The organism is Planococcus sp. MSAK28401 (assembly GCF_018283455.1).
In the GTDB taxonomy this organism is placed as follows: domain Bacteria; phylum Bacillota; class Bacilli; order Bacillales_A; family Planococcaceae; genus Planococcus; species Planococcus alpniumensis.
In genome coordinates, this window is sequence record NZ_JAAMTH010000001.1 from 2,736,487 (window position 1) to 2,747,195 (window position 10,709).

The 10,709-nt window shown below is 48.8% G+C and carries 13 protein-coding genes; all 13 read right to left on the reverse strand.

The window, feature by feature from the left end; genetic code table 11:
* Positions 1-11: 11 nt before the first annotated feature.
* The 13 genes from G3255_RS13870 to G3255_RS13930 all read right to left on the reverse strand — a co-directional run bounded on the left by G3255_RS13870 (position 12) and on the right by G3255_RS13930 (position 10,533).
* Positions 12-542 (reverse strand): F0F1 ATP synthase subunit delta, encoded by a 531-nt coding sequence (locus G3255_RS13870; RefSeq protein ID WP_211655009.1) that lies wholly within the window; start codon positions 540-542, stop codon positions 12-14.
* Positions 539-1,060, reverse strand: coding sequence for a F0F1 ATP synthase subunit B (gene atpF / locus G3255_RS13875; protein ID WP_101191263.1), 522 nt, complete (start codon positions 1,058-1,060; stop codon positions 539-541). Before atpF ends, G3255_RS13870 begins: the two co-directional genes overlap by 4 nt.
* A 238-nt stretch (positions 1,061-1,298) precedes the next feature.
* Positions 1,299-1,511 (reverse strand): F0F1 ATP synthase subunit C, encoded by a 213-nt coding sequence (gene atpE, locus G3255_RS13880; protein WP_008433003.1) that lies wholly within the window; start codon positions 1,509-1,511, stop codon positions 1,299-1,301.
* 58 nt (positions 1,512-1,569) lie between these two features.
* Entirely contained in the window at positions 1,570-2,280 is a 711-nt protein-coding gene (gene atpB, locus G3255_RS13885; RefSeq protein ID WP_058382965.1) for a F0F1 ATP synthase subunit A, read from the reverse strand.
* A gap of 28 nt (positions 2,281-2,308) precedes the next feature.
* Entirely contained in the window at positions 2,309-2,680 is a 372-nt protein-coding gene (locus G3255_RS13890) for an ATP synthase subunit I (protein WP_211655010.1), read from the reverse strand.
* A 3-nt stretch (positions 2,681-2,683) separates the two neighbouring features.
* Positions 2,684-2,905 (reverse strand): AtpZ/AtpI family protein, encoded by a 222-nt coding sequence (locus G3255_RS13895; protein ID WP_058382963.1) that lies wholly within the window; start codon positions 2,903-2,905, stop codon positions 2,684-2,686.
* A 560-nt stretch (positions 2,906-3,465) separates the two neighbouring features.
* Positions 3,466-4,584 (reverse strand): non-hydrolyzing UDP-N-acetylglucosamine 2-epimerase, encoded by a 1,119-nt coding sequence (gene wecB, locus G3255_RS13900; protein WP_349291440.1) that lies wholly within the window; start codon positions 4,582-4,584, stop codon positions 3,466-3,468.
* Between the two features lie 19 nt (positions 4,585-4,603).
* The gene (upp, locus tag G3255_RS13905) at positions 4,604-5,233 is read right to left on the reverse strand and encodes a uracil phosphoribosyltransferase (RefSeq protein WP_058382961.1); all 630 of its coding nucleotides are present in this window, start codon (positions 5,231-5,233) and stop codon (positions 4,604-4,606) included.
* Positions 5,234-5,368: 135 nt separating this feature from the next.
* Positions 5,369-7,543 carry a bifunctional diguanylate cyclase/phosphodiesterase gene (locus tag G3255_RS13910; RefSeq protein WP_211655011.1) on the reverse strand — a complete coding sequence of 725 codons (2,175 nt, stop codon included), beginning with the start codon at positions 7,541-7,543 and terminating at the stop codon, positions 5,369-5,371.
* 101 nt (positions 7,544-7,644) lie between these two features.
* The gene (gene glyA, locus G3255_RS13915) at positions 7,645-8,880 is read right to left on the reverse strand and encodes a serine hydroxymethyltransferase (protein WP_211655012.1); all 1,236 of its coding nucleotides are present in this window, start codon (positions 8,878-8,880) and stop codon (positions 7,645-7,647) included.
* Positions 8,867-9,451, reverse strand: coding sequence for a TIGR01440 family protein (locus G3255_RS13920; RefSeq protein ID WP_211655013.1), 585 nt, complete (start codon positions 9,449-9,451; stop codon positions 8,867-8,869). Before G3255_RS13920 ends, glyA begins: the two co-directional genes overlap by 14 nt.
* A 12-nt stretch (positions 9,452-9,463) precedes the next feature.
* Positions 9,464-9,901, reverse strand: a complete 438-nt coding sequence (rpiB, locus tag G3255_RS13925) for a ribose 5-phosphate isomerase B (RefSeq protein ID WP_211655014.1) — start codon at positions 9,899-9,901, stop codon at positions 9,464-9,466.
* A gap of 197 nt (positions 9,902-10,098) precedes the next feature.
* Positions 10,099-10,533, reverse strand: a complete 435-nt coding sequence (locus G3255_RS13930; protein WP_211655015.1) for a low molecular weight protein arginine phosphatase — start codon at positions 10,531-10,533, stop codon at positions 10,099-10,101.
* Between the last annotated feature and the right edge of the window lie 176 nt (positions 10,534-10,709).

The window sequence follows — 10,709 nt, forward strand, 5'->3', positions numbered from 1 at the left end:
AATTTCATTAATTAACCGATCAATTGACGCTGCAGGCGGGCAAGTTTTGTGCTGACGCTGCTGTCGTAGATCCGGTTTCCGATTCGAAGGCGCAATCCACCAATCAATGATGGGTCGATTACGTTTTCAATCCGTAAAGAATTCTTGCCGATGCTTTTCGCGAAAGCCGTGGAAAGGGATGCTGTTTCTTCTTCCGTCAAAGGACGTGTCGAATAAACGGTTGCATCTTCAATTCCCTGCTCATCGTTCGAAAGCTTGATATAGCTTTGAGTCATGTCACTGATTTCATTCATGCGTCTGCGATCACCTAACATTTGAAGTGTATTCAAGACGTATGTGTTAACGCCTTGGAATACTTCGTTGATGAGGTTTGTGCGCTTTTCAGATGAAAGTTTCGGTGACACGATCAATTGGTAAAGTTCAGGAGTCATTTTAAACACTTTACGTACTTCACGTAGATCCTGTTCGATTTCCAAAGTCACATTGTGTTCTTTGGCTACCTGGAATAATGCCGATGCGTAGCGCTCAGCGACTTGGCTCATTGCACTTCGCCTGCCTTCGCAATCGTTTCGTTAATCAACTGACGGTTGTCTTCCTCAGAGATTTCCTTGTCCAATACTCTCGTAGCTGCCAACAAGGACAGAGCCACAACTTCTTCACGTACTGCTGCGATCGCTTTTTCGCGCTCATTAGCAATTTCTGCCACTGCGGATTCTTTCATGCGGGCAGATTCAGCACGCGCTGTCGTAATGATTTCCTCACGAGAAACTTCGCCTTGTTTCTTGGCATTTTCAACGATTTCCTGCGCCTGGTTGCGGGCATCCTTCAAAAGGTTGCGCTGCTCATCAAGCATTTGCTGTGATTCCTGACGGCTTTTCTCAGCAGTTTCGATCTCACTTGCGATCAGATCTTCACGTTGCTGCATAACGCCCATCAATGGACCCCACGCAAATTTCTTCAACAGGGCCATTAGGAGCAAAAAGATGACCAATGTTGCGATGATGTCTCCAATATTCAAAAACTCCCCGGTTGCACCGAGTACGAGGTGATCAAAAAACACGATTGTTTCACTCCCTTCAAGAGCCTAAAATACTTTTTCTTCTATTATATATACTACTTAAAATCGTTAGATGTGCTGTCGAAATCCAAAATGCATCATACAAGCATAAATGGCGAAAAACATGCCGGAGCATTCTCGCCATTTAGCTTTTTAATCATAAATTGCTTTGCCTAGATTCGCTTTTCGCGATGTCTAGACTCCAGTGCCTAGCTCTGACAGGCACTTTCGCTTTTCTTTATTAACGGTTCATTACGATGAACGCGATAACTACGGCGATGATCGGCAATGCCTCGACCAAAGCTACACCGATGAACATTGTTGTTTGAAGAACGCCGCGTGCTTCTGGCTGGCGAGCGATACCTTCAACTGTTTTTGAAACGATAAGTCCGTTACCGATACCTGCACCTAGTGCTGCTAATCCTACTGCAATTGCTGCTGCTAATAAACCCATTTTAAAATGTCCTCCTCAGGATAATTGTTTTTTTGTTTTGCCCGAAGGCAGTTTATACTCAATGGTCTTCGCTGACTTTATGCGATAAATAAACCATCGTTAACATAACGAAAATGAACGCTTGGATAGCCCCGATAAAGATCGAGAATCCTTGCCATGCCATCATCGGCAAGATTGCACCGACGAATCCGAAGATACTTGCTGAAGCGAGCCCTGCCAACAATGTAAGCAAGATCTCACCAGCGTAGATGTTACCGTAAAGACGCAGACCGAGTGTCAGCGTATTTGCGAATTCCTCAATGATTTTAAGCGGGAACAAGAACGGCATCGGTTTTAGGAAATCTGAACTGTAGCCTTTCAAGCCTTTCAGCTTAATACCATAATAATGGCTCAAGATGATAATTGTTGCAGCCAATGTCATTGTCACGACTGGATCCGCTGTTGGTGATTTCCACCAAAGGTCTCCGTTGACGACGACAGCAAATGGGAGCCCAAGCATGTTCGAAACGAAGATGAACATGATCAGCGTAATTCCAAGAACATGGAATCGTCCGCCATCCCGCCAGTCCATATTGCTTTTAATGATTCCTTTGACAAAGTCCATTACCCATTCCATGAAGTTCTGCATGCCTGTTGGCTTCAGCTTCAAGTTGCGGGTAGCGAAGAACGCGATAAGGAAAACAATAAGAGCGGCTACAAGCAGCATCATAACGTTCGATAGGTTGAACCAGATTCCGAACACCTCGAGCATTGGAGCGCCATGATCCACGATAAATTCACCTCTCTTTCCACTTTCTTTAATGGTGTTTCATGTGATAAACGATCCGCTCCACTAAAAGGAGACCATAAGGGATCATCAACCCGATTACCGCACTGACCAAGTGTATGTGCTCAGCGAACAAAATAGCGATCGCCACAACGGCTACACCTGATGCGAACCGTAATGCCGTTCCGAGAGAACGGACTTTCGAGCCTTCTTCCAACGCCCGGTCGAATTTTTCCATTCTCCGGACCAGGATCCACATATTATAAATGCCGAACAGAGATCCGACGATTAAGCCAGCGAACACTTCTGGGTAAGGAGTGACTCCCCACCCTAAAACGAACACGGCGAGGATGAAATACATCAGCCTCTTCAATCTTTTATAGATCTCTTGAAGTCCATCCATTTTTCACATGTCTCCTGATTCGAATTTTCGGACGGTCTGAAGCATCGCCCAAACCCCGGCACTAAGGCCGACGAGCAAGCAGATGATCAAAAAGAGCGGGGCGGTTCCGAATTGCTCATCAAGCCACATCCCTGTAAAGACTCCGATTAGTACGGACCCGACAAGTTGTGAGAGAATGACGGAATAAATCGCCATTGCTTGTAAGGGACTTTTTTTCGGGTGCATGATAAACCCCTCGAAATTCATAATGATTTGACATTCACGCTCATAAAAAAGAGCAGTCGCATCTGGCTTTCAATAGCACATCCATTATGTATGAAAACCCTCTCATGCAGACCCTTTGTAAGCATACAATAGGGGCAAAATCATGTCAATTACATGTAGTGAAAAACTTCACAAGCCATATTCCACCGACATATGATTGACAAATTTGTTACAAGAAATGTGTAGGCAGCCGTTTAGACCCGACAAGCACAAGACGATTTGCTGACGCGGCGCCTTTTGCCGCATAAGCAAAGTGGCTTGTGACCTCGAGGGTCTGGCTGCCGGAGCTAGACACCAAGAAAAGCGAGAGTGGCCGTTCTGGCTCGACAGGCGCAAGGCAGATTCCCGAAGCGGCGCCTTTTGCCGCACAGGGAAGTTGACTTGCGACCCGAGAGCCAGGCCGCTCGAGCTAGACACAAAGAAATGTGTAGGCAGCCGAGTGGAGGCTAAGCTAAGAACGCGACGTCCTGTCGCAACGCTTAGCTGACCTACATCCTGCGAGCCCTCCACTCCCCTCCTCCTTACAACTCGCCGAAATATTTGTGCAAAGCTGTCACGATTCGCTGAGATGCTTTTCCATCGCCGTATGGATTCGATGCTTGCGACATCGCTTCATACGCGGAGGCATCTGTCAGCAATTCCTTGCCGAGGCGGTAAATCGTTTCTTCATCAGTGCCGGCAAGTTTCAAAGTGCCGGCATCGATTCCTTCCGGGCGTTCCGTTGTATCGCGCAATACCAAAACTGGCTTGCCGAGAGACGGCGCTTCTTCCTGCACCCCGCCTGAATCAGTCAGGATGAAATAAGATTGGGCCGCAAAGTTATGGAAATCCAATACTTCGAGCGGCTCGATCAAATGGATGCGCGGATCTCGCCCGAGCACTTCATCTGCCACTTCGCGGACAGCTGGATTCATGTGGACTGGATAGACCACTTGAATATCATCATGCTCTTCAGTCAAGCGCTTGATCGCACGGAACATATTGCGCATCGGTTCGCCGAGGTTTTCGCGGCGGTGGGCGGTCAACAAGATCATGCGGTCGCTGCCGATTTTATCGAGCACCGGGTGATGGTAATTATCACGCACCGTCGTCTGCAAGGCATCGATCGCTGTATTGCCCGTAATATAGATAGTTTCTTCTTTTTTATTCTCATCACGGAGATTCTGTGCAGACTTCTCGGTCGGCGCAAAATGGATGTCCGCCATGACACCTGTCAATTGCCGGTTCATCTCTTCCGGGAAAGGAGAGTACTTGTTGTGGGTCCGAAGCCCGGCTTCTACGTGCCCGATTGAGATTTGATTGTACAAAGCGGCCAAACTTGCCGCGAATGTCGTTGTCGTATCTCCATGGACCAGTACGATATCCGGTTTCGCTTCTTTCATCACATCATCCAAACCTTGCATAGCCCGTACTGTTACATCACTCAAGGTTTGGCGGTCTTTCATGATGTTCAAGTCAAAATCGGGGGTGATGCCGAATGTTTCGAGCACTTGGTCAAGCATTTGGCGATGCTGTGCGGTCACCGTCACAAGAGGTTCGATTGTTTCTGGGTGCTTCTGCAATTCCAACACAAGAGGCGCCATTTTAATCGCTTCCGGACGTGTACCGAAAATCGTCATCACTTTCCATTTTTTCGTCACTTCTGATCAACCCGCTTTCTTATTTTGTTCCGAACAAGCGATCTCCGGCATCGCCGAGGCCAGGCACGATGTAACCTTTTTCGTTGAGCTTCTCATCGAGTGCCGCGATATAGATGTCGACATCCGGATGTGCTTTTTGCAAAGCTTCCACACCTTCTGGAGCCGCGATGATGCACATGAACTTAATTTTCGTCGCACCGCGCTTTTTCAACGAGTTGACCGCTTCAATTGCAGAGCCGCCTGTCGCAAGCATCGGATCGACGACAATCAATTCGCGTTCAGAGACATCTGAAGGCATTTTAAAGTAGTATTCCACAGGCTGTAAAGTTTCCGGATCACGGTACAAGCCGATATGGCCAACCTTTGCCGCTGGAATCAATTTCAAGACACCATCAACCATTCCAATTCCTGCGCGCAAGATCGGAACGATGCCCAATTTTTTCCCGGCCAAGACATTTGATTTGGCAACTTGCACCGGCGTTTCCACATCGATTTCCTGAAGCGGAAGCTCGCGTGTGATTTCAAAGGCCATCAAGGTTGAAATCTCATCAACCAATTCACGGAATTCTTTTGTTCCAGTCGATTTGTCGCGGATATACGTCAGTTTATGCTGAATTAACGGATGATCAAAAACGAATACTTTTCCCACAGTGTATCTCTCCTTTTTCATACATTTTCCTAAACAGTATAACAGAAAACGAAAAGATTTAGAGCTTCACCCCTGCATTAGAATTATTCAGTCAACTTCACTAGGCAAAATAAAAAACCAGGGCAATTGCCCCGGTTAGAGTAGATGTGCTTCATCAATCGGCATCGGCCGGTGGAATAAAAAGCCTTGGGCGATGGTGCAGCCCATCTCAAGCAATTGCGTCCGGTCGTCTTCAGTTTCGACGCCTTCCGCGACTGCCCGCAGCCCTAAATTATTCGCTAGCTGGATGATGGTCCGGATAACGGCACGCGCACCGTGTTCCTCCATATTGGACACAAAGGAACGGTCAATCTTGATTTCTTCGACAGGCAGCTTCTGAAGATAGCTGAGCGATGAATAGCCTGTCCCGAAATCATCGATGGATGTCGCAAAGCCATATTGTTTCAGCTGATCGAACACCGTGCCGGCTGTATCGATATCGACAACGCCGATGCGCTCAGTGATCTCCAGTTGAATCCATTTTGGATCCACGCCGAATTTTTTCGTTTCATCCACTAAATGCGGCACGAAGGAATGATGAAAGAAATGTTCTGCTGAAATGTTGATCGCCACTTGGCGCAGCTCCAGCCCTTGCTCTTGACGCTTTTCCAGCCAAGACAAGACCTGCTCGATGACGTGCTGCTCCAGCTGGCGGATCTTGCCGTTCTTCTCCGCAGCGGGAATGAAAATAGCGGGCGAAATATCCCCAAGTTCCGGCGACTTCCAACGTGCCAACGCCTCAAAGCCGAGGATCTCGCGGCTTTCGAGCGCCACTTTCGGCTGCAGGAAGACACTGATTTCTTTTCGTTTAAGCGCCACCGTCAATGCATTGGCAACTCGCAAATCGCGCATCATCAATTCGTCTTGTTCATTTTCAAAATAGCAGACCGCCTCGCCGGTGCGTTCTTTCGCTTTCGATAAAGCACTGTCAGCACAGCGGACCAGCTCTTCTGCATTCTGCTGGGCAGGCGTCACAATTGCTACCCCAACTTTGACCGTTAAGAACAAATCCATCTCGCCGATCGACACCGGCTCCCGCAGGCTGCTTAAAATATCCTCGAGAAACTCAGGCGCGCGTGTTAATGGAATGGCGCTGTAGAGTGACAGTCTCGAGTCGGAAAAGCGCGCGACCATTTTTTCGCCGGCGCCTCCTGCCAGCACAAGACGGCGGCCAAGCTCCCGGCACAGATCATTGCCTGCCCGGTGGCCGTATTGATCACTGATTTTAATGAATTCGTCTGCCGAGATGAACGCGACAAAACCTTCTTTGCCATCTTTCACTAGCTCTTTCAGTTCGGTGCGGAAATAGTGGCGATTCGGCAGCCCTGATTCCTCATCGATATAGGCAAGGCGCAAGATCTCTTCCTGTTGGCGCGAGAACTTCACTGCCAACGAAACAATCGACGCAATTTCCTCCATAAAGACCAGATCTTTGTGCGAAGGCTTATAGACTTCCGGAAAGTAAATCCCGAATGTGCCGATTGCTTCTTCCTTGCCGTTAAAAATCGGCACAGACCAAATCGCTTTGATTCCGAAACGGTCGAGAACGTCTTGCTGGCCACTTAGAAGCGCATCCTGTGCTGCGTCCTCCACAATGACCGGCTCTTGGCGAAGATATGCTGCTCCGCAAGGGCTCACATCGGCTGATACTTCTAAACCGCGCATCCCGACTGTGAATTCTTCCGGCATCGATTTCGCCGCTCCCACCTGAAAACGTTTCGCCTCGTCCACCAATAGGACGGTGCAGTGTGAATCGTCGAGGAAAAACGATTCAGCCGTTTCACAGATATTCTGCAGGAGCATTCCGAGCATATGCCCTTTTTCAATGCCTTTATACGTTTCTTTCTGCAAATCAATCAAGGTTTCTGCCCGCCGGCGGTCGCTGATATCCCGTTGCAGCATCAGGATATAACGCAATGATTTTTCCGGAAACGCCAAGGGTTGGACGGTGATTTCGTTCCAGAAAGGCGTGCCGTCTTTTCGGTAATTGACGATTTCAAAAACGCCGTGCTTAGCCGATGCAGTGGCCTCTCGAATCTTAATGCCGATATCGGCATCGGTTTTCGTCCCGTGGAGGAATTTACCGTTTTTCCCGATAACTTCCTTTTCGCTATACCCGGTCATTTCAAAAAACGCTTCATTTGCATAGGCGATTGGATGATCGGAAATTTCCGGGTTCACGACGACAAAGCTCGTGTGGAATTCAATCCCGAGACGGCGCAGCCAATCTATAATCACTTTCCGGTCTTCCTGGATTTCATATTGATGCATACGCGTCCCTCCCAGTTTTTCTCATTATGTATGGTGAAAAAAAGCCGCCAATGCATGTGGCGGCTTTATTCATTTCAATATTCATCTAAATATTCAACTGCTTATTTGTACAAAGGATGGGCAGCTGTTAATTTCGCTGTACGGTCAGCCGCTTCCTTCTTCACAGCTTCGTCTTCCGGGTTTTTCAATAGAAGCGCCATGATGGAAGCAATTTCTTTCATTTCTTCTTCTTTGAAACCGCGGGATGTGACGGCTGCTGTTCCGAGACGGATGCCGGATGTAACAAACGGGCTTTCCGGATCGAACGGGATAGTATTTTTATTGGTCGTGATGCCGACTTCGTCCAACACATGTTCCGCTACTTTGCCCGTCAAGTTAAGTGAACGGAGATCGAGCAGCAATAAGTGGTTGTCTGTGCCGCCGGAAACGATATCGACGCCTTCAGCCGTTAAGCTATCAGCCAAGACATTCGCGTTTTTGACGACCTGGTCGATGTAATCTTTGAATTCTGGCTCTTGCGCTTCGCCGAAAGCGACCGCCTTTGCCGCAATGACGTGCATTAACGGGCCGCCCTGGATGCCAGGGAAAATGATTTTGTCGATCTTTTTCGCAAACTCTTCTTTGCAAAGAATCAAGCCGCCGCGTGGGCCGCGCAATGTTTTATGGGTAGTGGAAGTAACAAAATGTGCATGAGGCACTGGGTTCGGATGGGCACCGGTTGCGACAAGCCCTGCAATATGAGCCATGTCGACCATCAAGTACGCACCGACTTCATCAGCGATTTCGCGGAATTTCGCGAAATCCAATGTGCGGGAATATGCACTTGCGCCGGCAACGATCATTTTCGGCTTATGCTCAAGAGCTGACTGGCGAACCGCTTCGTAATCGAGCAACTGCGTATCTTTATCAACGCCGTATTCGACGAAATTGTACTGCATGCCGCTGAAGTTGACTTTGCTGCCGTGTGTCAAATGTCCGCCATGGTTCAAGTTCATGCCAAGGACGGTATCGCCTTGTTCAAGCATCGCTGTGTAGACAGCCATATTCGCCTGTGAACCGGAGTGTGGCTGAACGTTTGCATGCTCTGCGCCGAAAATTTCTTTCAAGCGGTCGCGTGCGATATTTTCCACTACATCTACAAATTCACAACCGCCGTAATAGCGTTTGCCCGGATAGCCTTCTGCGTATTTATTGGTCAACACGGACCCTTGTGCATCCATAACTGCCTGGGATACAAAGTTTTCCGATGCGATCAATTCGATATTCGCTTCTTGGCGTTCTTTTTCCGCGTTCATTGCTTCATATACTGCCTGATCCTGCGCCTTAATCAATTCCATCTGTCTTTCCCTCCCGTGATTGAAGAACCTGTCGATCATAGCTCGCACGGACACCGCCGATCAATTTCGGACGTGTCGTCGCACTTGATACGATCGCTTCCCCTATTAGTTTAACAGAAGTCCGCACCGGAACGGCGACTCTTTTTAAATGCATGCCGATCATCGTCTGCCCGATGTCCACTCCGGCGTGGGCAGCAATTTCCTCGACGACGACCGGGTCACTCATATTCATGAAGGCGTAAGCACTCATCGACCCGCCGGCTTTTGCCACCGGCACTACCGATACCGGCTCCAAGCCATAGCGTTCGGCAGCTGCCCGCTCAATGGTCAGCGCGCGGTTAATATGCTCACAGCCTTGAAACACCAGAAACAATCCGTGCCGTTCCACAAACACGCGCAGCGGTTCGAACAGGCTTTCTGCAATATCAAGCCCGCCGCCTGTACCGATGCGCTCGCCGGCGACTTCAGAAGTCGAACAGCCGACGACGAATAATTGGCCTTCCTTGAATGCAATCTGTTGCTCCAATTCGCTGAGAACCTCTTCAAGCTGCAACTGCCATAAGCTTTGCATGCTTACTCCTCCTTAGTTTTCGAGTGCGCTGATTTTCTGTACGCGGTTTTGGTGGCGGCCGCCTTCAAAATCAGTCGTTAGCCATGTTTTCGCAATTTCTTGCGCGAGCCCTGGCCCGATGACACGTTCGCCCATCGCCAAGATATTCGAATCGTTGTGCTCGCGCGTCGCTTTTGCGCTGAATACATCATGTACAAGCGCGCAACGGATGCCTTTTACTTTATTGGCGGAAATCGACATGCCGATCCCTGTGCCGCAAATCAAAATCCCTTTATCAAATTCTCCGCTGGCGACACCTTCCGCTACCGGTTGTGCATAATCCGGGTAGTCGACAGAGTCGTCCGTTTGCGGTCCGAAGTCTTTGTATTCAATGCCTAGCTCGTTCAATAGATTGACAATCTCCTTGCGCAGATTATTGCCGCCGTGGTCTGATGAAATTGCTATTCTCATGATTAACCCTCTTTTCGTTTTCATTTAGCGGACAGTTCTCAAATCAGCGCCGCCGCTTTTATTTAATTCTAACATTTTTGAACAGTTCCATGTTACTTCCTCTCGCCTGCTTTCTGCAACTGAAATCTTCGTGGCCGGCAATCGAAAAAAACTGTCCCGAAGCACATGCATTTATGCTCTTGGACAGCTCTTTCCAGTTACGTGATGTCTAATTGCTTTGCCATCTTGTCGATCAATTGTTCCAGCTCTTGATAAGTCTTGCGGTAATCCGCCAAGGAACCTCCGTAAGGATCGCTGACATCGCCGCTCGAGCCTTCCGCAAATTCCTTCACCGTGTGCAGCTTTGTCGCTACTTCTGGATAGTATTGCATGAGTGCCATTTTATGCGAATAAGTCATCGTCAAGATCAGCTCCGCCCATTCCACATCGCGCGGGTCGAGCGGCTTCGAGATATGATCGAATTCGATGGACTGCTCGCTCAATACTTTCTGTGCATTGGCTGACAGCGGCGCTTGCCCCGCATAGATCCCGGCCGAGCGGGCTTCCATTCCCACGATGTTACGGGTATGCACAATCGCTTCCGCCATCGGGCTGCGGCACGTATTTCCCGTGCAGACGAATAAAATCTTCATCCAATCCCCCCTTATCCAAGCTTCTGTGTCGCCATCTTTTGCGTTCAATGAACTCTCCAGATTAGCGTGTGTCTACCTATTATTATACCGCATTTTATCGAGCTATTGTATGGATGCGGATTGGGCTGGATGGTGTAGCAGTCATTGCGGATAGCTGAACTTGAGAGTGAATTGGA

Coding starts and splice junctions, on each gene's coding strand:
- G3255_RS13870 (WP_211655009.1), bottom strand. CDS start 542: ATGAGCCAAGTCGCTGAGCGCTACGCATCGGCATTATTCCAGGTAGCC.
- atpE (WP_008433003.1), bottom strand. CDS start 1,511: ATGGGTTTATTAGCAGCAGCAATTGCAGTAGGATTAGCAGCACTAGGT.
- G3255_RS13890 (WP_211655010.1), bottom strand. CDS start 2,680: ATGGATGGACTTCAAGAGATCTATAAAAGATTGAAGAGGCTGATGTAT.
- G3255_RS13895 (WP_058382963.1), bottom strand. CDS start 2,905: ATGCACCCGAAAAAAAGTCCCTTACAAGCAATGGCGATTTATTCCGTC.
- G3255_RS13910 (WP_211655011.1), bottom strand. CDS start 7,543: ATGCATCAATATGAAATCCAGGAAGACCGGAAAGTGATTATAGATTGG.
- glyA (WP_211655012.1), bottom strand. CDS start 8,880: ATGGAATTGATTAAGGCGCAGGATCAGGCAGTATATGAAGCAATGAAC.
- G3255_RS13920 (WP_211655013.1), bottom strand. CDS start 9,451: ATGCAAAGCTTATGGCAGTTGCAGCTTGAAGAGGTTCTCAGCGAATTG.
- rpiB (WP_211655014.1), bottom strand. CDS start 9,901: ATGAGAATAGCAATTTCATCAGACCACGGCGGCAATAATCTGCGCAAG.
- G3255_RS13930 (WP_211655015.1), bottom strand. CDS start 10,533: ATGAAGATTTTATTCGTCTGCACGGGAAATACGTGCCGCAGCCCGATG.